The organism is Pseudomonas nunensis, from assembly GCF_024296925.1.
GTDB lineage: Bacteria > Pseudomonadota > Gammaproteobacteria > Pseudomonadales > Pseudomonadaceae > Aquipseudomonas > Aquipseudomonas nunensis.
Genome location: NZ_CP101125.1, coordinates 5,422,219 through 5,444,433, shown reverse-complemented (window position 1 = coordinate 5,444,433; position 22,215 = coordinate 5,422,219). Strand labels below are relative to the sequence as shown.

Genomic DNA, 22,215 nt, shown 5'->3' with positions numbered 1-22,215 from the left:
GCCTGCGTTCGGCGGCGAAGCCGTCGTGAAATCAGGCCGCTCGGTGTTCCAGGAAGACCTCGTGCTCAGGTTTCACGACGGCTGCGCAGCCGAACGCAGCCTCGCAGCCTCGCAGGCTCGGCAGCTGCTACAAAGTCTGTGCTTCATTTATAGTGACGCCTCGATCACTGCGATTGTATGGCTCGCTGTTTCGCGCAGGATTCAGGTGCGGTAAAAAGCGGCACGATGGCGTAGGGTTGTGGTCGAACCGATGAACTCAAGTGATTGAAAGGATATCGCCATGCTGGACTGGAAGAACCGCGCGGGCAGCGCACCTGAACGTGCCGCTGAACCGAAATCGGCCACCCGCAGCTATATCAGCGGCCTGTTGTTCAGCCGGGCGCTGGCCACTCTGATTGTCATTTACCTGTTGGTGACCATTGGCCTGGGTTGGTACTGGAGCGAAGAGCCTGCGCTGTTTCCGGTCCAGCAAAATGCCCAAGTGGCTGCTGAGCAACAAGGCAAGCAGATGGTCGTCGGTTACACCACGGTGGAAACCCTCAAGACCGTCGCCGGCACGTTGCTGACCAAGCCGGGCGGCTACATTTCCAACGACCGCTTCCCGCCGGGCCTGTGGATGGACAACATGCCGAGCTGGGAATATGGCGTGCTGGTCCAGGTCCGCGACCTGACTCGCGCCCTGCGTAAAGACTTTGCGCGGTCGCAGTCGCAATCGGCGGAAGATTCGGATTTGGCCAAGGCCGAGCCGCGTTTCAACTTCGATAACAAGAGCTGGGTGTTGCCATCCAGTGAGTCGGAATATCAGGAAGGTATCAACTCCCTGAGCCGCTACCAGGCACGACTCTCCGATCCTGCGCAGAAAAACGCCTTGTTCTATGCGCGTGCCGACAACCTGAACAACTGGCTGGGTGACGTCGGGACCCGTTTGGGTTCGCTGTCGCAACGCCTGTCGGCCAGTGTTGGCCGGGTCAAGCTCAACACTTCGCTGAAAACCGAAGTGGTGGTGCCGGGCCAAGTGCCGCAGGTTGACGAGGAAATCGTCGAAACCCCGTGGATGCAGATCGACAACGTGTTCTATGAAGCGCGCGGTCAGGCCTGGGCCTTGTCCCACCTACTGCGCGCCATTGAAGTCGACTTCGCCGACGTACTGGCGAAGAAAAACGCCACGGTCAGCGTGCGTCAGATCATTCGTGAACTGGAGGCTTCGCAAGAGCCGGTCTGGAGCCCGATGATCCTCAACGGCAGCGGCTTCGGGGTGCTGGCCAACCACTCGCTGGTCATGGCCAACTATATTTCCCGGGCCAACGCGGCCGTGATCGATCTGCGTCAACTGCTCAATCAGGGCTGAGTCATGGTCGATAAAGCACAAGAGGCCGCCCATCGCGCGGCCTCGGATGCCGAACATATCGCTTGGGTCGACGAGCAGGACAACCTGCTCGGCGCCCTGGTGCGCAGCGATTTGCGCGAACGCGGGCTGATCGGGCGCGGCACCTACATCATGCTGTTCAACTCGGCCGGTGAGCTTTGCGTGCATCGACGCACCCTGAGCAAAGCCATTTATCCCGGTTACTGGGACGTGGCAGCGGGGGGCATGGTGCAGGTGAACGAGAGTTATGCCGAGTCCGCCGCCCGTGAGCTGGAAGAAGAATTGGGTGTGAGCGGTGTGGAATTGACCGCCCATGATCATTTTTTCTTCGAAGACACCGGCAATCGGCTGTGGTGTTCGGCGTTTTCGGCGGTGTGGGACGGTCCATTGATCCTGCAGCCGGAAGAGGTGCTCGAAGCGCGGTTTATCCCGATCGATCAGGTGATGCTGGAAATCCAGCAAAAGCCTTATTGCCCGGACTCTTTGGCGGCGTTGAAGCGTTATCTGAAGGCGCAGCAAACCGGCGTCGCAAAAGAGGCATAAATTGGCGCTGATTGGCTCTTAGCAAGTCGGCTTTTTGCCGTTACACTGCGCGACCTTTTCAAGCTGAACCGGTATGGCTTGTTGTTGGGCTCGAAGGGCCCGTAGGAGCTGACGAGTGCAACGAGGCTGCGATCTTTTGATCTTGATTCAAAAGAAAAATCAAAAGATCGCAGCCTCGTTGCACTCGTCAGCTCCTACGATCCTGCGCTCCTACGCAGAGATGTAACGGTTCAGTAGCGCTGCCCCTGCCTGAGTGGGGCTTCGCGGTCGATGGCACTTGCCCAAGTGCCGCGACCAGTCTTTGTCCTCCCAAGAGGATTGCCGGTGGCCAAAAAAGCCGCATCCTTCGCCGCCCTTGGTGGCCTGGTATTTTCCACCGACGCAGGTCGTCATTGCCCGGATTGCAGCAAACCGGTGGACGCCTGTATCTGCAAACAAACCGTGATCCCGGCCGGCGACGGCATTGCTCGCGTGCGTCGCGAAAGCAAGGGCCGTGGTGGCAAGACGGTGACCACCATCACCGGCGTGCCGTTGGCCCTCGACGAGCTCACGGCCCTGGCGACCACGTTGAAGAAACGTTGCGGCACCGGCGGTGCGTTGAAAGACGGCATCATCGAAATCCAAGGCGATCATGTCGAGCTACTCTTGGCTGAGCTGATCAAACTGGGTTTCAAGGCGAAGAAGTCCGGCGGCTAGCAGCCTCTGTGAAAACCACCCTCGGCTTGATCCGGTCCTGACAGCAGGCCTGGCGTCGCCCACATGGTTTTCACAGAGCCTGTTCTGACTGGTTTCTAAACTCACTGCAGTCAGCGAGGTCTATCCCTCGTCGACGAACCGTCATTTTCATACTTTAGACTGCGCCGGCCTGAACCCAGGCGACGCTCTATGACTTCTTTATAGGGGACTTCAATGTCCGTAAGACGCACACGCAAAGACGATGGCAGCCAATGGACAGTTGCGGACAGCCGCAGTGTTTACGGGATTCGCCATTGGGGGGCCGGATATTTCGCGATCAATGACGCCGGTCGCGTCGAAGTTCGTCCGAACGGTCCGACCAGTTCGCCTATCGACCTGTTCGAGCAAGTCGACCAGCTGCGCAAGAGCGGTTTGTCCTTGCCATTGCTGGTGCGTTTCCCGGATATCCTGCAAGACCGCGTGCGTCAGCTGACCGGCGCGTTCGATTCCAACATCGAACGCCTGGAATACCAGAGCAAGTACACCGCGCTGTACCCGATCAAGGTCAACCAGCAAGAAGCGGTGATCGAGAACATCATCGCCACTCAAGACGTGTCCATTGGCCTGGAAGCCGGCTCCAAGCCTGAGCTGCTGGCGGTGCTGGCACTGGCGCCGAAGGGCGGCACCATCGTCTGCAACGGCTACAAGGACCGCGAGTTTATCCGTTTGGCGCTGATGGGCCAGAAGCTCGGTCACAACGTGTTCATCGTGATCGAGAAAGAATCCGAAGTTGGGCTGGTGATCGAAGAAGCCGCCTCGCTGAAGGTCAAGCCTCAGGTCGGCCTGCGCGTGCGTCTGTCGTCCCTGGCATCGTCCAAGTGGGCGGACACCGGTGGCGAGAAATCCAAGTTCGGTTTGTCGGCGGCGCAACTGCTGTCGGTGGTCGAGCGTTTCCGCGCCGCTGGCCTGGATCAGGGCATTCGGCTGCTGCACTTCCACATGGGCTCGCAGATCGCTAACCTGGCGGACTACCAGCACGGTTTCAAGGAAGCGATCCGCTACTACGGCGAACTGCGCAACCTCGGCCTGCCGGTGGACCACATCGACGTCGGCGGCGGTCTGGGCGTGGACTACGACGGTACGCACTCGCGTAACGCCAGCTCGATCAACTACGACATGGACGATTACGCCGGTGTCGTGGTCGGGATGCTCAAGGAGTTCTGCGACGCGCAGAGCCTGCCGCACCCGAACATCTTCTCCGAGAGCGGCCGTTCCCTGACCGCCCACCACGCCATGCTGGTGGTGCAGGTGACTGACGTCGAGAAACACAACGACGACGTGCCGGTCATCGAAAACAAGGAATCGCTGCCGGAAACCGTGCAATGGCTGGTTGACCTGCTGGGTCCGACCGACATTGAAATGGTCACCGAAACCTACTGGCGCGCCACGCACTACATGAGTGACATCGCGACCCAGTACGCCGATGGCAAGCTGACCCTGGCGGAAAAAGCCCTGGCCGAGCAATGCTACTTCGCCGTCTGCCGTCGCCTGCACAACTCGTTGAAGGCCCGTCAGCGTTCCCATCGCCAGGTGCTCGACGAACTCAACGACAAGCTTGCCGACAAGTACATCTGCAACTTCTCGGTATTCCAGAGCCTGCCGGACACCTGGGCCATCGGCCAGGTCCTGCCGATCCTGCCGCTGCACCGTCTCGACGAAGAGCCGATGCGCCGTGCAGTGCTGCAAGACCTGACTTGCGACTCCGACGGCAAGATCAAGCAATACGTCGACGAGCAGAGCATCGAAACCAGCCTGCCGGTCCACGGCCTGAATGAAGGTGAGGACTACCTGCTGGGGATCTTCCTGGTCGGCGCCTACCAGGAAATTCTCGGCGACATGCACAACCTGTTCGGTGACACCGACTCGGTGAACATCTACCAGAATGCCGACGGCAGCGTGTACCACGCCGGTATCGAGACCCACGACACTATCGAAGACATGCTGCGCTACGTGCACTTGTCGCCGGAAGAACTGATGACTCACTACCGTGACAAGTGCGCCAGTGCGCGCATCACCGCAGCCGAGCGGACCCAGTTCCTCGACGCACTGCGCCTGGGCCTGACCCGTTCGTCTTACCTGTCTTCTTGAGGTAAGGCACCGTTCCCATCAGGTTGTCTGAAAATGTTCCGCACACCGCGGAAATTTCAGATGACCTGGTGAGACACTTCTCTCTTTCCAAGCGAAACGACTGACATCAACGGCTATTAAAGCGATGTGGTCTTCTTTTCGCGTAGGTCATTTCCTAAGTTGTATTTCGGCACTCTACTCGGCCATGTCTCTCAGCGAGAATCCCCAGCCGCCCCTCCTGTAGAGAATCGCCGATGTTCGATCCACTCAACGAGCCGTCCTTTCGGCTGGATGTAGCGGGCCTGCCCGACGCCTTTGAGGTCCTGGCCTTTACCGGCAGTGAAGCCATTAGCGAGCCGTTTGAGTTCGAAGTGGATCTGCTGATCGATGACCCGAGCCTGGACCTTGCCAGCCTGCTGTACCGTTCGGCGTTCTTGCAATTCGAAGACGCCGGCAACGGTATCCACGGGCAATTGCATCAACTCGTCCAGCGTGAGCACGGCGCTTTGTCGCGACTGTGCCGTGTGCGCCTGCGGCCGAAGCTGGCGTGCCTGGCGCAGCGCTTCAGCCAACGTATTTTCAGCGCGCAATCGGTGCCGCAAATTCTTGCCCAGGTGCTCAAGGAGCACGGCATTGCCGGCAAGGATTGGCGTCTGGAATTGAGTGGCGATTACCCGCCCCGGGATTTCTGCACGCAATACCGCGAATCGGATTTGCAGTTTTTCCAGCGCCTGTGTGCCGAGGAACGCCTCCACTACCATTTCGAGCATTCCCGTCGCGGGCATTGCCTGGTTATCGGTGATGGCCCCGGGGCGTCGCGCCGTGCTGAAACGTTGGTTCTTCAGGACGAAACCGTGTGTCAGTTCGAGGTTCAGGTCGGTATGCGGACGGTGCCGGTGGCCGAGGCCCGTACGGACTTGATGACATTGCGCAGTGGTCAATTGATGCCACTGACCGGGCACCCGGTCAGCGAGTGGAATGCGCTGTGGCGATTGATCGAGGTCGAGCATCAGGCCGGCCAGGATCCGCTGTTTTCCTACTCCAACACCATCCGTGCGGTGCCATGGAAAGCGTCCTGGATGACGACGCATGTGCCGGCGAAACCGCGGATGCTCAGTCTGCAAAGGGCCTGGGTTGTCGATGTCGAAGAGGTGCACCCCGATCCGTCGCGGCCGGTTGCGGTGCAGTTCGACTGGCTTTATCAAGGTGAAGGCGCGACGCACGGCCATTGTTGGTTGCCGCTGGCCCCTGAGTTGAAGGGCACGGGGCAATGGCTGGCGGGGGCTGAGGTGGTGGTCAGTTTCATTGAAGGCGATCCGGATCAACCGCTGATCACTGGACTACTTCAACGGCCGCCCGCCACCGAGGTCATTGAAGTACCGCCCCCGGAGCCTCAAGCACCCGACGGCTTACTGACGTTGCTGCAATCGAGTGAGCCCTTGGTGCTGCTGTGCCTGATGCCCGGTGGCGGCAGTTTCAGTCATTGCCGGGAATCGGTCTGCGCCTGTCGGGCGGCGACGTTGTTTGGTCAGAGTGGTGCCGCATGATCGGCGTGCAGACGCCTGACCTGACCTCGCAATGGCTGTTGCTGGATGTGCCCGGCGCACCTTTGGCGGCGACAACGTTGCTGCAGCAATTTCGCGATGTCCGCCCAACCTGGTTATTCGAAGGCACGGAGTTGCACGGGATGCGCGAGCAGGGACCTGCCCTGGTGGAGCTGCGGAATTGTCCGGCGTTGATCGAGTTTTGCTACAGCGAGCCGCATGCCTGGCAAGGCCTGCTGCTGGTCAGCGAGGCGCCGGCAGCGCACTTGCTGGCGCACCTGCGGCGCATGCTCACAGTGACGTTCGGCCTGCATCACCGGGCATTGCTGAGCTATTACAACCCGCATTGCGCCAGCTACTTCTTCGATGCCTGTGATGCCGAGGAACTGAGTCGCTGGCTCGGCCCGATCAGCCAGTTGCGCTGGTTCGGCGGCACCTGGGCCGACCGGGCAATCGGCAGTCAGGGTTGGCAGCGATTGCTCAATCCCGGGCTGGAAGGCAGTCTGTTGGCAGTCGAAGAAACCCTCAGCCTGCGCCAACGGGAAAAACTGCAAACTTGCCTGCTGGAGCAACACACCTGGCGCTGGAGCCAATCCACCGGCACTGATTACAACCGCTTGTGGTCCCATGTGCAGGAAGGCCTGGCGCTGGGTTTCAGCGAACGCCCGGCGCTGGATGGCTGGTTGTGGCTACGCTTGCAGCATCCCGGCGCGTTGCCGGCGCAGCCCTGGCCGGGGCTGACGCAGCAGGAACGGCTCGATCATCTGCGCAACTGGTGGCAGGGCTATCAACCCTGAACACGAGGATTCACCCCTATGGCGAGCGCAATTCGCAAGTTGTTCAGTTTGTTGGTCGGCGGGGTTTTACTCGCCGCGATAAGCGCGTGCTCGCCGCTGAAAATGTTGAATGCCCTGACACCCGACGATAGCTTCAACAAAACCGAGGGCATTGCCTATGGCAGTGATCCACGGCAGAAGCTCGATGTGTACGTGCCTCTGCACCCTGCGGAAAACGCCCCGGTGGTGGTGTTTTTTTACGGTGGCAGTTGGAACAGCGGTTCTCGCAGCGACTACAGCTTTGTCGGCGAGGCATTGGCGTCCCGAGGGATAGTCGCGGTGCTGGCCGATTATCGGCTGTATCCGCAGGTGCGCTATCCGTTGTTTCTTGAGGATGGCGCCAAGGCTGTGGCGTGGACCCATGAGCACATTCGCCAGTTCTCCGGTGACCCGAAACGATTGTACCTGATGGGCCACAGCTCCGGGGCCTACAACGTGGCGATGCTGGCGCTGGACCCACAGTTGCTCGGAGCGGTGGGCATGTCGCCGGGCGATCTCAGTGGCTGGATCGGCCTGGCCGGGCCCTATGACTTCCTGCCGATTCAGAATCCCGAGGTGCGCCCGGTGTTTTTCTGGCCGCACTCACCGCCACAATCTCAGCCGATCAATCACGTCAGTCACGCTGCGCCGCCAGCCTTGCTGATCGCGTCCAGAGACGATGAGGTGGTCAACCCGACCCGCAACACCAGTGGTCTGGCGAGCAAACTGCGTGCCGCCGGAGTACCGGTTCAGGATCGGTATTATTCGCGCACCGGCCACGCCACGCTGGTGGCGACGCTGTCCCGGCCAATGCGCGGTTTAGCGCCGGTGCTGGATGAGGTCACTTCCTTCATCAAGGCCACGCCGACTCAGTGAGCACGGCCGGTAAACCAGCCATCGTTCTTGCGCAAATACCAGGCAATCACGCCGAGGGTCAGGCTGCGCAGCAACATGAACAACAGGAAAGTTATCCACAGTCCATGATTGCCCAAGCCTTGCAGCGCCCAGGCAAAGGGCAGCAACAGTACGACGGTCAACAGCATGCCGTTGCGCATTTCCCGGGCGCGAGTGGCGCCGATAAACAGCCCGTCGAGCAGGTAACTCCAGACCGCAATCAGCGGCAGGGCGGCGAGGTAGGGCAGGTAGATGAACGCGGTGTCGCGCACGCTCTGGATGTTGGTTTGCATCTCGATAAACAAGTGCCCGGCAAACAGAAACAGCGCGGCAAAACCGAGGCTGGCGATCAGCGACCAGCCGGCGGCGACCACCAATGAACGGCGCAGAGAATCGCGATCCCGCGCGCCGATGGCGTGGCCGCACAGGGCTTCCACGGCGTGGGCCAAACCATCGAGGGCGTGGGCGGTCAGCAGCAAACCGTTGAGCAGCAGCGCGTTGGCGGCGACTGTGGCATCGCCCAGTCGCGCGCCTTGCACGGTGATCAGGAAAAACACCGATTGCAGCGCCAGGCTGCGAATGAAGATGTCGCGGTTGACCGCCAGCAACGGGCGCCAGCTCTGCCATAACGCCAGGGCCGCCCAAGCGATGTGACCGGGATAGGCGCGCAGGGCTTTGCGCGTCATGAACAGGCCGATCAAGGCGCCGGTCCACTCGGCGATCACCGATGCCCGGGCCGCGCCGACCACACCCCAATCCAGTCCGAGGACGAACCACAGGTTCAGCGCGATGTTCACCAAATTGGTGCCCAGCAGAATCGCCAGCGGCGCCCGGGCGTTCTGGGTGCCGAGGAACCAGCCGACCAGCGCATAACTGGCCAGCGCGGCGGGCAGGCCGAATAGTCGGGTGTGGAAGAATTCCCGTGTCAGTTGATCCAGTTCCGCCGAGGGTTGCATGAAGTGCAGTGCGACACCGCTCAACGGAATCCCCGCCGCCCCGAGCACGATGGCCAGGCCCATCGCCAGCAACAGACCCTGCAACAAGATCTGCCGCAACGCCGCGCCATCCCCGCGCCCGGCCGCTTGTGCGGCGAACCCGGTCGTGCCCATGCGCAGAAAACCCATGCCCCAGGCCAGAAAGGTATACAGGCTGGCGCCCACCGCGACGGCGCCCAACTGATGAGCGTGGGGCAAGTGACCGATGACGGTGCTGTCGACCAGCGCCACCAGCGGTACGGAAATATTCGAGAGGATCATGGGCGCGGCGAGGGCCCAGACCTTGCGGTGGGTCGGGCGGTCGCGCCAGTCGGCGATCAGGTTGGACATGCAGGCTCCTTGGGGGAGCGGGCATTGTAGCGACACATCTGAATCCGCAGCGATTCATTGTGGGAGCGGGCTTGCTCGCGAAGGCTGACTGACATCCGACATTTAAGTCGCCTGACACACCGCTTTCGCGAGCAAGCCCGCTCCCACAGGGGAGATTGGCGGTGTTAGTGGATTATCCAGCTAAGCAACCAAAGCCCCAGCAGCAACCAGATAATCCCCATGATGATCGACGCATTCATGAACGCCCGGATCGCCGACCACAGCAGCATCAGCCCGAGGATCAGCGCGATGATGCTGATGATCGACGTGTCCATGCCCAGCGCCCGGGACAGCCCTTCGACAAAGTTGCCGCCGGCATGGCTGAGAAGGTTGAACAGGCCGCTGAGGCCGTCAACGATAAAGCGGATGACCGAACCGAGTGCCTGGCCGAGCCATTCGAAAAAACTTTCTACCTGCATGTGGGCGTCCTGATGAAAGTGGTGGCAAGGTTGCCGCGCCAGACTTGGGCCACGGATCGCGGTGCCGAGTTCCCTACTAGCATAGAGGGTTTGCCTCGCACTTGTGGGAGCGGGCTTGCTCGCGAAGGGGGCGGTACATCCAACATCAATGTGACTGACCAACCGCTTTCGCGAGCAAGCCCGCTCCCACAGGAAAAGCGCCCAATCCGTGCCCCTTGCCTTCATTGCCCATCCCCCCGAAGCTATACGCCTTCAGGAGAGCCCGATGAACCTTGTTGAACTGACCGAACGCCTGCACGCCATTCGCGACCGCAACGACTGGCGGCAATTTCACAGCCCAAAAAACCTGGCCATGGCCGCGAGCGTGGAAATGTCCGAGCTGGTGGAAATCTTCCAGTGGCTGACCGAAGACCAGTCGCGCCAGTTGCCGGCGGACAAACTGGCGCATGCCGGACAGGAAGTCGGCGACATCGTGCTCTATCTATTACTGCTGTGCAGCGAGTTGGGGTTGGACATGAACGAAGTGGTGCGCAGCAAACTCGCGGACAGCGAACGGCGGTTCAGCTGATGAGCGACCGTCATTTCGATCAGTTGGCGACCCGGTTTGCCGAAAAAATCTACGGCGGGGCCAAAGGCGCGATTCGCCTGGCGGTGTTGCAGGCCGATCTGGCCGAAACCTTGCCTGATCGTCCGCTGCGAGTGCTGGATATCGGCGCTGGCCTGGGCCACATGTCGTTGTGGCTGGCCCAACGCGGGCATGACGTCACCCTCGCCGAACCGGCCGCGCCGATGCTCGAAGGCGCTCGTCAACGTTTCGCGGACGCTGGGCAGACGGCGACGTTTATTCAAGCGCCGTGGCAGGATTTACTCGGCCAACTCACCGAACCCTACGACCTGGTGCTGTGCCACGCCGTGCTGGAATGGCTGGCCGAACCCCACGCGATCTTGCCGGTGTTGCATCAACTCACCACCAAGGATGGCTGGTTGTCCCTGGCCTTCTACAACCGCGACGCGCTGATTTACCGCAACCTGCTCAAAGGCCACTTCCGCAAGATGCGCAAGAACGACATGGCCGGCGAGAAGCAGAGTCTGACCCCGCAACAGCCCCTTGATCCGCGAGAACTGGCGGCGCAACTTGAAGGTATGTGGCAGGTCGAAACCCAGAGCGGGGTACGGGTTTTTCACGACTACATGCCGGTGGAATTCCAGGCCCGCGCCGAACTGGTGGACTTGCTGGAAATGGAGCTGGCCCACCGTCGTCACCCAAGCTTTGCCGGGCTTGGGCGCTACTTGCACTGGATCTGTCGGCCGATCTGATCGGAGAACGAAATGAAAGCGCGTTCAGGGTTACTGCTGATGTGTCTGGGGTTGGCGGCCTGCCAGGGCAGCAACCCGTATGTGGCGACGTCCAACCCCTTGCCGCCAGCCCCACCGCAAGCGGCGAATACCTTCGACCGCAGCGCTTATCCAGCGCCGCCCCGGGACTACGGGCGTTACCGCAGTTGGGCCTGGCTCAACGGGCAACTGCCGCCGGGCTCGGCCTGGGCGGATTCGGCGCAAGTGGCTGAAGCGGTCAGCAATGCTCTCGATCAGCGTGGCTTGCGGCCGTTGCACGACAATCGCCCGGCGGACCTGTTTGTCAGCGCCAACCTGCACCTGGAAACCCGCTTGCGTCAGGTTCAGGACGACTACGGTTATTACGGCGGCGGTTATGGTGGCTACAACCGTTACGGTGGTGGCTACGGCATGTACAACAGCGTGCCGATCGTGCGTACTTATCAGGAGCAGGTTGTGGTGGTGCGGGTCGATCTGTTCGACGCGGGCAGCGGCCAGCCGGTCTGGAGCGCCAGCGCCGAAACCGCCAGCCAGGGCAATCAGAGCCAGCGCGCGGATGCGATTCGGGAGGCTGTGGAAAAGGCAATGTCGGCGTATCCTCCCAGTTAGCTTCTTGTAGATAAGAAGCATTCCCATGGTTCTTGTCTTCCAACGGAGAATTATCATGTTCCGCCCCCTCGCTTTACTGGCCGTGGCCGTGCTGCTCAGTGCTTGCGCGGCTCACCAGGTCAATCATGACTTCGATGCCAGCCGCGACTTCGCCGCTTATCGCAGCTGGAGCTGGAAAGAACCTGCCCTGCAATACCGCCCCGATGACCCACGGATCAAGAGCGACCTGACCGAACAACGGATTCGCCAGGCCGTGGCCGATCAGCTGGATCAGCGCGGTTTACGCCCGGCTGCCGCGGGCCAGAAGGGTGATGTGAGCGTGCAGACCTACCTGATTGTCGAAGACCGCCAGCAGCAAGTGACCACCAACTACGGCGGCGGTTGGGGTGGCCCATGGAATGGTTATTGGGGCGGGCCGATGTACAACGAAACCCGCAACATCACCTATAAAGTAGCGACCATCCAGATCGACCTGCTCGACGGCAAGGACGGCAAACTGGTGTGGCGCGGCAGCGATGAGCAAATGCTCAGCAGCACCCCCAACCCGACTGACCGCAGCAATGCCGTGCGCGAAACGGTAGGCCGGATCCTGGCAAACTACCCACCCCGCTAACCACCACCATTCAATGTGGGATCTGTGGTGAATGTACTGCCGCCTTCGCGAGCAAGCCCGCTCCCACAGGGGATCTGTGCCATACGCTGATTCCGTGTCCACGAAGATCTAATGTGGGAGCGGGCTTGCTCGCGAAGGCGGCAGTACATTCAATCAGGATGTGCCTGACAAACCGCCTTCGCAAGCAACCCCGCTCCCACATCGATTTGTGTCGCCAGCAACCTCGCCAACCCTTGTCTACACTGCATTTCACCAATGGAGGCGGCACTGATCAGTGCGCCAGCGAAGGAGTGCGCGATGTCGCGGTTTCGCGGTCCGGCCCGGCAGCGCGGGGCTATCGGTTTGATGGCGGCGGCGACCCTCGGGCTGGCGCTATTGTTGATGCTATTGGTGGTCGATACCGGCCGGCTCTACATGGAGCAGCGCAAACTGCAGCGGGTGGTCGACACCGCCGCGCTGGAAGCCGTCAGCCGTGGCGGCACCTGCCTGCCGGGGCTCACCGCCGCCAGTTATGCCAATCAAAGTGCGACTCGCAACGGCTTCACCCTCGACGCCAGCAACACCCTCGCCACCACCTGCGGCACGCTGCTGACGGCGGCCACCGGGCTGCGCAATTTCACCGGGGATGCCACCCAGGCCGCAGCGATCAAAGTGGTTGCCAGCCGCACCGTCACCACCAGTTTTGCCGGCGGTGTGCAGGCCTTGGTCAGCGGCACGTCGGTTAGCCTGAACACTCAACTCAATGCCACAGCCGTAGCCGCGCTGCCGGTGCCGCCAGTGGCCCAACTGACGATTAGCAGCACCTTGGTCGACGTCAACTTGTTGAACGGGATCAGCTCCGCCATGGGCGGAGTACCGATCAACCTGACCGTCGCCAGTTGGAACGGTTTGCTCGCCGCCAATATCAACCTGCTCAACTTCATGGATCAGCTAGCCGTTGACCTGCATGTCACCGCAGGCAACTACACCCAACTGCTCGCCGCCGATGCCACCGTCGGCCAGTTGCTGCAGGCCGCCGCTACTGTGGCTCGCCTCAACGGCGCGACTGCGGATGTACAACTCGGCTTGAATTCATTGGTCAGCGCAGTCGTCAGCCCGGTCAAGGTGCGTTTGGGTGACATCTTGAATCTGCAAACCGGCACCACGCCTTCCGCCCTGAATGCCAGCGTGAACGCGCTTCAACTGGTCCAGGCCTTCCTCGAACTCGGCAACAGCAAGAGTGCCGTCGCAGGCACTATTCCGGTGAATTTGTTGGGCCTGGGCGTCGGCGCTACCGCCAAGCTCAAAGTCATCGAGCCCGCGCAATTTTCGGTAGTGGGCAATCCCGCATTGGCAAAACTGGCGCCATTGGGTGCCAGTCGAATCTACGTGCGTACCGCCCAGGTCCGGGTGCTGGTGTCCGTGGATTTGTCCCTGGTCACCAACCTGATCGGTGTCGTGACCAGCACGCTGTCAGTGGTCACCGGGTTGCTGGGCCTGGACTTGTACGTCCTGCCCAATCCCAATCTGGACGTCAGCCTCGAAGCAGGTGGCGGCAGCAGTTACGTTACCGATTTCACCTGCGTCAGCGACACCAACAAAAGCCTGACCGCCAATACGACCACCTCCGTGGCTGAGCTGCGTGTCGGGCGGATCAATTCGGACTGGGCGTCATCGACATCGCCCATGAGCGTCAGTCCTGTGACCTTGCTCGATATCCGCTACGCAGGCGTTCCCTTCTCGGGCGGCGGCGCGGAGCTGCGGATCGACAGTCCCGCCTTGCAGACCAGCGCCAGCAGCACATTTACCAACCCGCCGAAAGTCGGGCTGGCTCCCTCCGATCCGCCTTACACCCTGACCGCCTCCAACGCGATTGCCGGGATGTCGCAAGCGGTCAATGGCGTGCAATTGATCCTGCACACACCGACCTTCAATGCAGGTCCCTTGCTGGCGATCGTCTTCAACACCCTGAACACGTTGCTCAGCGGTGTGATAACGCTGCTGACGACAACCCTGAATTCGATCCTGAGCCCGCTGCTGGACAACCTGCTCAACAATGTCCTGAAAGTCCTGGGCATCGAAGTCGGGAAAATCCAGGTCGGCGCCAACCTCAGCTGCGGCCAACCCGGCAAGGCCTATCTGGTGATCTGATCCTCCTGATAAATCGGCAGCTCAATACAAAATCGGGCACCGTGCGCTGAGTTCACAACACTCAACCGTCCACCCATGTTCTCGACGATCCCATAGCTCACCGACAACCCCAGCCCAGTCCCCACGCCGACCGGTTTCGTGGTGAAGAACGGCTCGAAAATCCGCTCCAGCAAGCGTGGATCGATACCGCCACCGTTGTCCTCGACCCACAACCGCACCGATTGCTTATCGCGCTCGGCGTACACCGAAATCCACGGTTTGAAGTCACGATCTGCCTCGCGCTTGCTCAACAGCGCATCCCGCGCATTGACCATCAGGTTGATCAGCACCTGCTCCAATTGATCGACATAACCGCGCACCTGCACGGTAAACCCAGTCTCGCTGACCCGCAGCTCCACACCCTTGCCGCGCATGCCTTCGGCCAACAGCGACAACGTGCCCTCGATGGCGTCGACCGGGTTGAACGGGTGCTGCTCAACCTCCGAACGGCGGCCAAACACGCGCATGTGATCCACCACCCGCGCCGCCCGCTGCACCTGGGTGTCGATGCGATTGAGCTTGTCGGTCAGGTAATCGATTTGCACATCGCCGTTGCTCAAGCGCTTGAGCACGTTGACGATGGCCATGCGCATCACGTTCAGCGGCTGGTTGATTTCATGGGCCAGCCCGGTGGCCATTTCGCCGAGGGTGGCCATTTTTGCGCTCTGGGTCAGTTGTTGCTGGGAGCGTCGGACCTCGGTGTTGTCGCGGCCCACAGCCTGGACTTCAACCAACTGGCCCTGATCGTCAAACACCCCGCGATCCGACCAGACCCACCAGGCGTGTTCGCGCCCGGGCAGTTGCAGATTGATCTCGGCGCTACTGACCGGGTGCTCCGGCGTCAGCAGGCTGAGCCGCTGGAGAAACGCTGCGCGTTGTTCGTCCGACATCCAGCTGCCGAGGTTCACGCCGGGGAGTTGTTCGGGCTCACATTCCAGGTACGTCGCCAGCGGACGATTGCCGAAACTCAAAATCAGGTCCGGGCGATAACGGCAGATCATCGCCGGGGAATCCTCCACCAAAATCCGATAGCGCTCTTCGCTCTGTTTCACCTGCTCGGCGGCCAGGGTCGCCTCGGTGACATCGAGCCACAGGCCGACCGCTTCCACTGGCAGCCCGAGGTCATCGCGCAGCAACTTGGCTTCGTCGAGCAGCCAGTGATAATCGCCGCGACTGTCGCGCAGACGATAGCGGGCGCGCACCGAGCCTTCGCGCAGCAAGTGCCGAGTGCGCTCGAAATAGCGGTCGCGGTCCTCGGGGTGAACACGTTCGATCAACGCAGCGGCGTCGCAGTTTTCCAGGCTCCAGCCCAACAGCGGTTGAAGGCTGGCACTGAAAAACGTCGGGTGCAGCGCGCCTTCGACGTAGCGCTGCACGTAGATCACCGCCGGCGAACTGGCGATCAGGTTGTCCAGCCGCGCATGGGCGGCGGCGGTGTGTTGTTGCTGGTTCTTGATGTCGCTGATGTCGAGCATGAAACCCACCAGCCGCCGACTGTCGCCGCTACCGATGGCTTGCCCTTGCAGCCTGTACCACAGCGGATGCTGATCCGAGTCGCAGCGATGCAGGCGCACGCACAGGGTCAGCGGCTCGTCGTGTTGTTGCAAGGCATGCAGGCGACTGCGCATCTCCTCGCGGTCGGCGGGATGGATTTGCAGCAGCCAGTCATTCAGCGTCAGGCGAGTAGTGTCCAAATGCAAAGTGGCGGCGAGGGACGGCGCCAGGAGGATTTCATCGCTGGCACCAAAGGCCTCCCACCATCCCGTCCCCAGCAAGACTTGCAACGATTCCAGCCGCTCCAGTTGCAAGTGGTGATGCTGCTCGCGCAAGCGACCGAGCAACGGCCCGGCCAGCGCGCTGACCAACAGCAACCAGTCGCGATCACCCAGGTCCGGCGCGTGTTCATGCACCGGGTAAAACCCGCACAGCAGCCATGCGGCGACACCGTGATCGTCGCTGTAGGGCACGGCAAAACCCTCGGCATTGCCGAACAAGTCTTGCACGCGCAGGTGTTCGCTGATGCCGTGGCTGATGCTCAAACGCTGGGGCGCGGAGCCATTCATACTGTCGAGCACCGTGCCCAGGCGCTGATCGTTTTGCCACAACTGCGGTGCGTCGTGGGCGCTGAACTGGCGATGGATTTGCCAGCCTTCTTCTTGCTCGTCGAGCAAAGCCAGGGCCACACACGGCATGTGCCAGCGCTGGGCGATGGTTTGCAGTTGTTCGCTAACGATCACCGGCAACCGCGCCAGGCTGCACGCGCGCAGATGCTCGCTGATCTGCCCGGCCACGGCGTGGCATTCGTCTCGACTGTGGGCCTGATGGCGTTCGAGCAACAGGTCGCCGATGTCCATCAACTGCAACAGCCATCCGCCCGGGCACGGCTGCACCCAGCCGCGCAGGTGCAAGGTCTGGTCGGCCAGGCCGAGGAAATCCAGGTCCAGGCTTTGCCCTTGCCAGTCGGCGGGCTGACCCTCGATCGCCAGGGTGCTATGAACTTGCACGTATCGATGCAACGGCAACGGCTGATCATTGGGCGGTTGTTGGGCCAGCGAGTGCCGCAGTGGCCCGGTCATGTGCAGTACTCGACCCTCGTCGTCCAGATGCAAATGCAAGCCCAGCGGTTGTACCCGCAACGGCTCGGACGCCTCGATGGCGGGGAGGGTGGGGCGCTTGAGCAAGCGAGCGAAAAGCTTGTCCCCGGAGGTCAAAATTGCAGACTCGACGTAGCGCTCAGGTTGGTCGGCAGGTTGGGCACCGTGCCCACGCCCGGCAGCACCAGAAACGGCATGACCTGATTCAACTTGCTGGTGGGGTAATTCACGCTGACGGTGAGGGTGCCTTTGCTGGCGTCGTAGACCGCGCTGGTATCCACGCCGATCACCAGGTTCAGCGCAGTCGGCACCCACGACAATTGCTGCTGCAACGTGGCATTTGCAGTGTTTTGCACCACGGTCGCATAGCCCGGCGTGTTCGGGTCCACCGCCACGCTGCGGCGCACGGCTTCGGCGGTGGCCTGGTTGAACGACTGCATCAGCACGAACGGCAAGCTGTAGCTGACCAAGCCGTAAAACACCGCGAAAAAGATCACGAACACCAAGGCGAATTCAATCGCCACAGCGCCTTTTTGCTTGCTGGGGAGGCCTACTTTCATGAGTGCGTCTACCCTGACAGTCACTGCGTAATATCAGCATAGAATCATTCAGCCAAAACGGACGGTTTTTACCGGATGCAAAGCCTTGTCGTGATTGTCTGGCTAACCCTTTGCGCGGTTCAGGATGCGCGCCACCGCCACATCGCCAACGTACTGACCCTCGGTGCTGGCGCTGCGGCGCTGGTGTATCTGCTGTGGACCGGCAGCACATGGCTCGGAGCGGAGGCAAAGCAGGGTGGTTGGGCGTTTTTACTGGCGCTGGCCTTCACCTTGCCGGGCTACGCGATGAAGCGAATGGGCGCCGGTGATGTGAAACTAATGACAGCTTTGGGTTTGGCGACCGACGGTATGCACCTGCTCGGCGCGTTTATCGGTGCCGGAGTGGCGAGTGCGATTTGGCTGCTGCTTGCGCCAAAAGTCTGGCTGCATATGAATCAAAGGCTTAAGCATGAACGTCGACATGTGAATCCAAAATTGTCAGAAAAACAGCCATATGCGCCGTTCGTGTTGGTAGGCATGGCGTGTACGCTCGTTTGGATCCATTAGTCGCCAGACGCCACCCGTTCTATGTACATAGTCGGAAAGTGCGTCTACTTTCAAAGTTAGAGTAGTTATACAACTGGTGGCTATTAGTACAGGAATGGTCAGCTTTCAGTCTGCATGGAGTAGCACGTGAACAAGCTTACGTCTGCGGTAAAAGTCCTTGTGGTCGACGATCAGCCACTCATTGTCGAAGAACTGTGTGAATTCCTGGAGAGCAGCGGTTATCGCTGTGTACCGTGTGAATCCAGTACGCAGGCGATCGAGCGCTTTACACAGGATCCGGACATCGGTCTGGTGCTGTGTGATCTGCACATGCCGGACATGGATGGCATCCAGCTTGTGCAAGAACTGCAACGGCTGTGCGGCCGACATCGGGCGTTCGAGGCGATCATGCTCACCGGGCGCGCCGACAAGCAGGACGTGATCAAGGCCTTGCGCGCCGGGATTGCCGATTACTACCAGAAGCCGATTGATCTGGATGAGTTGCTCGAGGGTTTGCAGCGTCAGGAAGTGTCGCTGCAGGAGCGCCAGAAAGAAGTGCAATTGGGGCACTTGAATCAGAAGCTGCAATACCTGTCCGAGTCGATCGATGATCTTTACCAGGACCTGGACAAGGTGCGCCGCAGCCCGCGTGGGTCTTCCGAGCCTGGGGATTTTGTGGTCAGCCAAGCGGATCAGGAGGAAATGCCGTCGATCTTCAATCAGCTGTCACCCCGGCAACTGGATGTAGCGCGGTTGGTCGGCAAGGGGCAGACCAACTATCAGATTGCCTGTGAGCTGGGGATTACCGAGAACACGGTGAAGCTGTACGTGTCGCAAGTGTTGCGGTTGACCCATATGCATAACCGCACACAACTGGCATTGGCGTTATCGCCGAGTAACTCCGGGATGCGCCAGCGCGTGACTGCCCACTAAATCCCCCGGATGTACCCGATCAAAACTGTGGGAGCGGGCTTGCTCGCGAAAGCGTAGGCACATTCAATATCAACGGCGCCAGACACACCGCCTTCGCGAGCAAGCCCGCTCCCACAGACTGACTGACCTTCAATATCTCAGTCGCTGACACACCGCTATCGCGAGCAAGCTCGCTCCCACAGTTAATCTTCAGTGAACACAACATTTGTAATCGACACTGCTCCCACAGCTGTTCTTCAGTGAACACAACATCTGTGATTGATGCTGAACCCCTGTGGGAGCGAGCTTGCTCGCGATGGCGGCCGCACAGTCACCCCATCTCCCGCCTACTTGCTGATCTCAATCTTCCCGCCCGCATCCGGGTCGTACAAATCCGGAATCTCATACCGATATTTCTTCAGCCAGCGCTGCATCGCTTCTTCCCGCTCCGCCGCGCTCGCGGTTTGCGGTGTCTTGGAGGCGGCCTGGTTACGGCTTTGCAGCACCAGCCACCCCTCGGTTTCCTGCTGTTGCGCCGACGATGGACCGGCGTCAATGGCCATCGCGCTCAACGGGAGTATCAACAGGCTCAAGCCGAATAATTTCATCATCGCCAACTCCTATTTAACCGATACCGCTTGTGCACTCGTCACCGTCGCCACCTGATCACCCACCGCCGCTTTACCCTTGCCCGGCTGCTTGAGTTTTTCCGCTCGCGCCTGGGCATCGGTGAATTGTTCGGGCGTCAGGTGCGAGCGGCTGACAACTTCTGCCGCTTGCTGCCAGTTGTCCTGATACAGCAACAACGTCACCAGATTCGCCGCCGCCAACGTGTCCTGCTGCTTGAGTTCGATGGCGGTGAGGAATTCGAAACGCGCGTCTTCAAGGCGTAACTGATTGAGGTAGACCACGCCCAAATCATTGCGGATTTTCTCGTTGGTCGGTGCCAGGCGCGCGGCCCGTTGCAGGTGAGCCTGGGCCTGGCCGTAGTCGCCGCGTGCGGCGAACAACTGGCCCAGGCCTTGTTCGGCATCCGCCGACAAGCACGTCCCCAACAGGCTGCGATACAACGGCTCCGCCTCGCTGCGTCCTAGCAGGCGATAAACCTTGGCCTTGCGCAAACGCACTTCGCTGAGGTTATCGGGCAGGCTCTGCAAATTCGCCAGGCTGGCGTGCAGCTTGCCGTCGTTGGCCAAATCATCGGCCAGGTTGAGGGCCAGTTCCTGATCAGAACTCAGCTTGCTGCAACTGGCCGGCGACATCATTGCCGACCACGGCGCCTGGCCATCGGTGGCGCAGCCCGCGAGCATCAGCAGGCTCACAACAGCGATCAATGCTTTCATCTTGGTCCCTCAAAAAGTGCGCAACTCAATTGGCAAACGCCCGGGTAATCGCGGTAAATCCGGGGCCGGCCAAGACGATCAACAGGGCCGGAAACAGAAACAGCATCATCACCACCGACATCTTGGCCGACATTTTCGAAATGTATTCTTGCAGCCGCGTCAGGCGCCGATCATCGAGCAGTTGCTTGAGCGCCAGCAGCGATTTCATCGCTCCGCCGCCCTGATGAATCAGTTGCTCAAGGATCACGCAGGTGTCGCTGAATTCATCCACCGCCAGCATCACGGCGGCTTTGTGCAGTTCCTGACTGAGCTCCAGGCCGGAGTCGACGCGGGCCAGAATCAGGCGCAATTCGCTGGTCAGTTCCGGCAAGAGTTTTTGCCCTTCGCTGCTCAACACCCGCAGTGCCTGTTCCACCGCCATGCCCGACTCGAAAAGGATGCGCAGCAGCGGGATGAAGGTCGCTATTTCCACGCCGATGGTTTTCTGCCGGCGTGCAGCCGCATAAGCCAGCAAGCGTTTGGGCAACAAATAACCGAGGCCGGCACCGAACATCGGCAGCAACCAGCCGTTGGCCGCGAGGGGGAAGAACATTTCTTTCAAGAACAGCCCCAGCCCCAACATCAATAACGGTGTGCCGATCTGACACGCCGCAAACACCGCGCGCTCATTGGCACGACGCCAGCCCAGGCGGCTAAGCAGGGTCTGGGTTTCGCTGTCGATGCTGACCGAACGCTGGCCGAACCGACTGTTGCCGAGCACCCGCAGCCAGCTGCCGAAACGGTTCTCGCGCACCAGTTGCCCTTGCAAGCGTTGAGTCACCTGGCGCACGCGGCGACGCTCTTGCAGCAAGTGGTTGGCCACCAGCAGCAAGGCCCCGAGCAACAGCATCAGACTCGCCAGCAAGACCATGTCAGACACTCCGCAACATGCGCCACAGCGCCAGGCAGCCAAACACCTGCAGCACCACCGCGATAATCAACATGGTCTGGCCGCCCGAGTCGTGCCACATGCCGAGCATGTAGCCGGGATTGGTCAGCATGAAGTAACTCACCAGAATCATCGGCAACGAGCCCAACACCCACGCCGTCATGCGGGTTTCGCCGGTCATCGCGCGCAGTTGCCGGGCGCCCTGGTCCCGTTCACGAATCAGTTTGATCAGGTTCTCCAGCAACTCGCTGGCGTTGCCGCCGTAGCGATGATTGACCTTCAGGCCGAGGGCAAACATGCGCAGTTCGTCCTGCTCATACAGCTCGGCGAAATCACTCACGGCGTCCGGCAGATTCACCCCGAGTTGCACGTTGCGCTGCACCCGGCCCATGGCGCGTTTCAGCGGATCGTCACTGGCCTCGATCCCGCCCATGACCGCGTCGGCCAAGGTGCGCCCGGATTTCAGACTGCGCACGGTGTGATCGAGCAACTGCGGCAATTGTTCGATCATGCGCTTGAGGCGACGGCGATACAGCCATGAGATGTACAGCCTCAATGCCAATGGCGGCGCGAGTAAAAGGGTCAGCAAACCGACCCAGTCGGCGATTAAATAGCCGAGCAATATCGCCACGCCCCACAGCGTCAGCCACAATCCCAGGCGTTCGGTGGGACGACCCAGGCCCGCCCTTAAAAACATACGCTCAAGGCCAACCCATGTGGCTTTTTCCGCCGCCAGTTGTGGCTGTCCCTGAGCGAGTCGGCTGAGCACCCGTTCGTTGCCGGTCTTGCGGATCCCGTGCAAGAACAACCACACCGACAGCCCGAGCAGCACCACGCAAATCAGGCTGAGAATCAGCGGGACGATCATGCCGAATGCTCC

At 60.7% G+C, this 22,215-nt stretch carries 22 protein-coding genes; 14 read left to right on the top strand and 8 right to left on the bottom strand.

The features are described 5' to 3' along the window. Positions 1–280: 280 nt before the first annotated feature. The 7 genes from NK667_RS24005 to NK667_RS23975 all read left to right on the top strand — a co-directional run bounded on the left by NK667_RS24005 (position 281) and on the right by NK667_RS23975 (position 7,946). Complete coding sequence (locus NK667_RS24005; protein WP_054044019.1) at positions 281–1,348, top strand: DUF2333 family protein; 1,068 nt, start codon at positions 281–283, stop codon at positions 1,346–1,348. 3 nt (positions 1,349–1,351) lie between these two features. Beyond that, positions 1,352–1,909: an NUDIX hydrolase gene (locus NK667_RS24000; RefSeq protein ID WP_054616346.1), complete on the top strand. Its 558-nt coding sequence runs from the start codon at positions 1,352–1,354 to the stop codon at positions 1,907–1,909. 324 nt (positions 1,910–2,233) lie between these two features. Next, entirely contained in the window at positions 2,234–2,605 is a 372-nt protein-coding gene (locus NK667_RS23995) for a translation initiation factor Sui1 (protein WP_054044017.1), read from the top strand. Between the two features lie 213 nt (positions 2,606–2,818). After that, the gene (gene speA / locus NK667_RS23990; protein WP_054616345.1) at positions 2,819–4,732 is read left to right on the top strand and encodes an arginine decarboxylase; all 1,914 of its coding nucleotides are present in this window, start codon (positions 2,819–2,821) and stop codon (positions 4,730–4,732) included. A 233-nt stretch (positions 4,733–4,965) separates the two neighbouring features. Next, a complete protein-coding gene (locus tag NK667_RS23985) occupies positions 4,966–6,258 on the top strand; it encodes a contractile injection system protein, VgrG/Pvc8 family (protein ID WP_054044015.1) in 1,293 nt (430 codons plus the stop codon). Beyond that, the gene (locus tag NK667_RS23980; RefSeq protein ID WP_054044014.1) at positions 6,255–7,052 is read left to right on the top strand and encodes a DUF4123 domain-containing protein; all 798 of its coding nucleotides are present in this window, start codon (positions 6,255–6,257) and stop codon (positions 7,050–7,052) included. The genes NK667_RS23985 and NK667_RS23980 overlap by 4 nt, the downstream gene beginning before the upstream one ends. A gap of 18 nt (positions 7,053–7,070) precedes the next feature. Next, positions 7,071–7,946 (top strand): alpha/beta hydrolase, encoded by an 876-nt coding sequence (locus tag NK667_RS23975; protein WP_054616344.1) that lies wholly within the window; start codon positions 7,071–7,073, stop codon positions 7,944–7,946. Here NK667_RS23975 and NK667_RS23970 read toward each other — a convergent pair. Continuing rightward, positions 7,940–9,289: an MATE family efflux transporter gene (locus tag NK667_RS23970; protein WP_054616343.1), complete on the bottom strand. Its 1,350-nt coding sequence runs from the start codon at positions 9,287–9,289 to the stop codon at positions 7,940–7,942. The two genes, NK667_RS23975 and NK667_RS23970, sit on opposite strands and share 7 nt — an antisense overlap. Positions 9,290–9,453: 164 nt before the next feature. Beyond that, positions 9,454–9,747: a hypothetical protein gene (locus tag NK667_RS23965; protein WP_054044011.1), complete on the bottom strand. Its 294-nt coding sequence runs from the start codon at positions 9,745–9,747 to the stop codon at positions 9,454–9,456. Positions 9,748–10,012: 265 nt separating this feature from the next. Between NK667_RS23965 and NK667_RS23960 the strand changes: the two genes are divergently transcribed. The 5 genes from NK667_RS23960 (at position 10,013) to NK667_RS23940 (ending at position 14,434) form a co-directional block, all read left to right on the top strand. After that, positions 10,013–10,315, top strand: coding sequence for a MazG-like family protein (locus NK667_RS23960; RefSeq protein ID WP_007951009.1), 303 nt, complete (start codon positions 10,013–10,015; stop codon positions 10,313–10,315). Continuing rightward, a complete protein-coding gene (locus tag NK667_RS23955; protein WP_054044010.1) occupies positions 10,315–11,064 on the top strand; it encodes a methyltransferase in 750 nt (249 codons plus the stop codon). Before NK667_RS23960 ends, NK667_RS23955 begins: the two co-directional genes overlap by 1 nt. A gap of 12 nt (positions 11,065–11,076) precedes the next feature. Beyond that, positions 11,077–11,691 (top strand): DUF4136 domain-containing protein, encoded by a 615-nt coding sequence (locus NK667_RS23950; RefSeq protein ID WP_054616342.1) that lies wholly within the window; start codon positions 11,077–11,079, stop codon positions 11,689–11,691. 55 nt (positions 11,692–11,746) lie between these two features. After that, complete coding sequence (locus tag NK667_RS23945; protein WP_054044008.1) at positions 11,747–12,304, top strand: DUF4136 domain-containing protein; 558 nt, start codon at positions 11,747–11,749, stop codon at positions 12,302–12,304. Between the two features lie 297 nt (positions 12,305–12,601). Beyond that, positions 12,602–14,434: a pilus assembly protein TadG-related protein gene (locus tag NK667_RS23940; protein WP_054616341.1), complete on the top strand. Its 1,833-nt coding sequence runs from the start codon at positions 12,602–12,604 to the stop codon at positions 14,432–14,434. Here the strand turns inward: NK667_RS23940 and NK667_RS23935 are convergent. Together NK667_RS23935 and NK667_RS23930 are read right to left on the bottom strand one after the other, a co-directional pair. Further along, the gene (locus NK667_RS23935) at positions 14,419–17,184 is read right to left on the bottom strand and encodes an ATP-binding protein (RefSeq protein ID WP_054616340.1); all 2,766 of its coding nucleotides are present in this window, start codon (positions 17,182–17,184) and stop codon (positions 14,419–14,421) included. The genes NK667_RS23940 and NK667_RS23935 overlap by 16 nt on opposite strands. Next, entirely contained in the window at positions 17,181–17,627 is a 447-nt protein-coding gene (locus tag NK667_RS23930; protein ID WP_054044005.1) for a TadE/TadG family type IV pilus assembly protein, read from the bottom strand. The genes NK667_RS23935 and NK667_RS23930 overlap by 4 nt, the downstream gene beginning before the upstream one ends. A gap of 75 nt (positions 17,628–17,702) precedes the next feature. Here NK667_RS23930 and NK667_RS23925 point away from each other — a divergent pair, with 75 nt between their 5' ends. Next, positions 17,703–18,173: an A24 family peptidase gene (locus NK667_RS23925; RefSeq protein ID WP_054044004.1), complete on the top strand. Its 471-nt coding sequence runs from the start codon at positions 17,703–17,705 to the stop codon at positions 18,171–18,173. A 126-nt stretch (positions 18,174–18,299) separates the two neighbouring features. Next, positions 18,300–19,085, top strand: coding sequence for a response regulator transcription factor (locus NK667_RS23920; protein WP_054616339.1), 786 nt, complete (start codon positions 18,300–18,302; stop codon positions 19,083–19,085). A 326-nt stretch (positions 19,086–19,411) separates the two neighbouring features. Here NK667_RS23920 and NK667_RS23915 read toward each other — a convergent pair whose 3' ends face one another. From NK667_RS23915 to NK667_RS23900, 4 genes are read right to left on the bottom strand one after another with little or no spacing between them, the layout of a single operon-like run. Further along, the gene (locus NK667_RS23915; protein WP_054044001.1) at positions 19,412–19,675 is read right to left on the bottom strand and encodes a DUF3613 domain-containing protein; all 264 of its coding nucleotides are present in this window, start codon (positions 19,673–19,675) and stop codon (positions 19,412–19,414) included. Positions 19,676–19,684: 9 nt separating this feature from the next. Beyond that, positions 19,685–20,407: a tetratricopeptide repeat protein gene (locus tag NK667_RS23910; RefSeq protein ID WP_054616338.1), complete on the bottom strand. Its 723-nt coding sequence runs from the start codon at positions 20,405–20,407 to the stop codon at positions 19,685–19,687. 25 nt (positions 20,408–20,432) lie between these two features. After that, the gene (locus NK667_RS23905; protein WP_054616337.1) at positions 20,433–21,317 is read right to left on the bottom strand and encodes a type II secretion system F family protein; all 885 of its coding nucleotides are present in this window, start codon (positions 21,315–21,317) and stop codon (positions 20,433–20,435) included. A 1-nt stretch (position 21,318) separates the two neighbouring features. Beyond that, entirely contained in the window at positions 21,319–22,203 is an 885-nt protein-coding gene (locus NK667_RS23900) for a type II secretion system F family protein (RefSeq protein ID WP_054043998.1), read from the bottom strand. Positions 22,204–22,215: the final 12 nt, after the last annotated feature.

Coding starts and splice junctions, on each gene's coding strand:
- NK667_RS24005 (WP_054044019.1), top strand. CDS start 281: ATGCTGGACTGGAAGAACCGCGCGGGCAGCGCACCTGAACGTGCCGCT.
- NK667_RS24000 (WP_054616346.1), top strand. CDS start 1,352: ATGGTCGATAAAGCACAAGAGGCCGCCCATCGCGCGGCCTCGGATGCC.
- speA (WP_054616345.1), top strand. CDS start 2,819: ATGTCCGTAAGACGCACACGCAAAGACGATGGCAGCCAATGGACAGTT.
- NK667_RS23985 (WP_054044015.1), top strand. CDS start 4,966: ATGTTCGATCCACTCAACGAGCCGTCCTTTCGGCTGGATGTAGCGGGC.
- NK667_RS23980 (WP_054044014.1), top strand. CDS start 6,255: ATGATCGGCGTGCAGACGCCTGACCTGACCTCGCAATGGCTGTTGCTG.
- NK667_RS23975 (WP_054616344.1), top strand. CDS start 7,071: ATGGCGAGCGCAATTCGCAAGTTGTTCAGTTTGTTGGTCGGCGGGGTT.
- NK667_RS23970 (WP_054616343.1), bottom strand. CDS start 9,289: ATGTCCAACCTGATCGCCGACTGGCGCGACCGCCCGACCCACCGCAAG.
- NK667_RS23965 (WP_054044011.1), bottom strand. CDS start 9,747: ATGCAGGTAGAAAGTTTTTTCGAATGGCTCGGCCAGGCACTCGGTTCG.
- NK667_RS23960 (WP_007951009.1), top strand. CDS start 10,013: ATGAACCTTGTTGAACTGACCGAACGCCTGCACGCCATTCGCGACCGC.
- NK667_RS23955 (WP_054044010.1), top strand. CDS start 10,315: ATGAGCGACCGTCATTTCGATCAGTTGGCGACCCGGTTTGCCGAAAAA.
- NK667_RS23950 (WP_054616342.1), top strand. CDS start 11,077: ATGAAAGCGCGTTCAGGGTTACTGCTGATGTGTCTGGGGTTGGCGGCC.
- NK667_RS23945 (WP_054044008.1), top strand. CDS start 11,747: ATGTTCCGCCCCCTCGCTTTACTGGCCGTGGCCGTGCTGCTCAGTGCT.
- NK667_RS23940 (WP_054616341.1), top strand. CDS start 12,602: ATGTCGCGGTTTCGCGGTCCGGCCCGGCAGCGCGGGGCTATCGGTTTG.
- NK667_RS23930 (WP_054044005.1), bottom strand. CDS start 17,627: ATGAAAGTAGGCCTCCCCAGCAAGCAAAAAGGCGCTGTGGCGATTGAA.
- NK667_RS23925 (WP_054044004.1), top strand. CDS start 17,703: ATGCAAAGCCTTGTCGTGATTGTCTGGCTAACCCTTTGCGCGGTTCAG.
- NK667_RS23915 (WP_054044001.1), bottom strand. CDS start 19,675: ATGATGAAATTATTCGGCTTGAGCCTGTTGATACTCCCGTTGAGCGCG.
- NK667_RS23910 (WP_054616338.1), bottom strand. CDS start 20,407: ATGAAAGCATTGATCGCTGTTGTGAGCCTGCTGATGCTCGCGGGCTGC.
- NK667_RS23905 (WP_054616337.1), bottom strand. CDS start 21,317: ATGGTCTTGCTGGCGAGTCTGATGCTGTTGCTCGGGGCCTTGCTGCTG.
- NK667_RS23900 (WP_054043998.1), bottom strand. CDS start 22,203: ATGATCGTCCCGCTGATTCTCAGCCTGATTTGCGTGGTGCTGCTCGGG.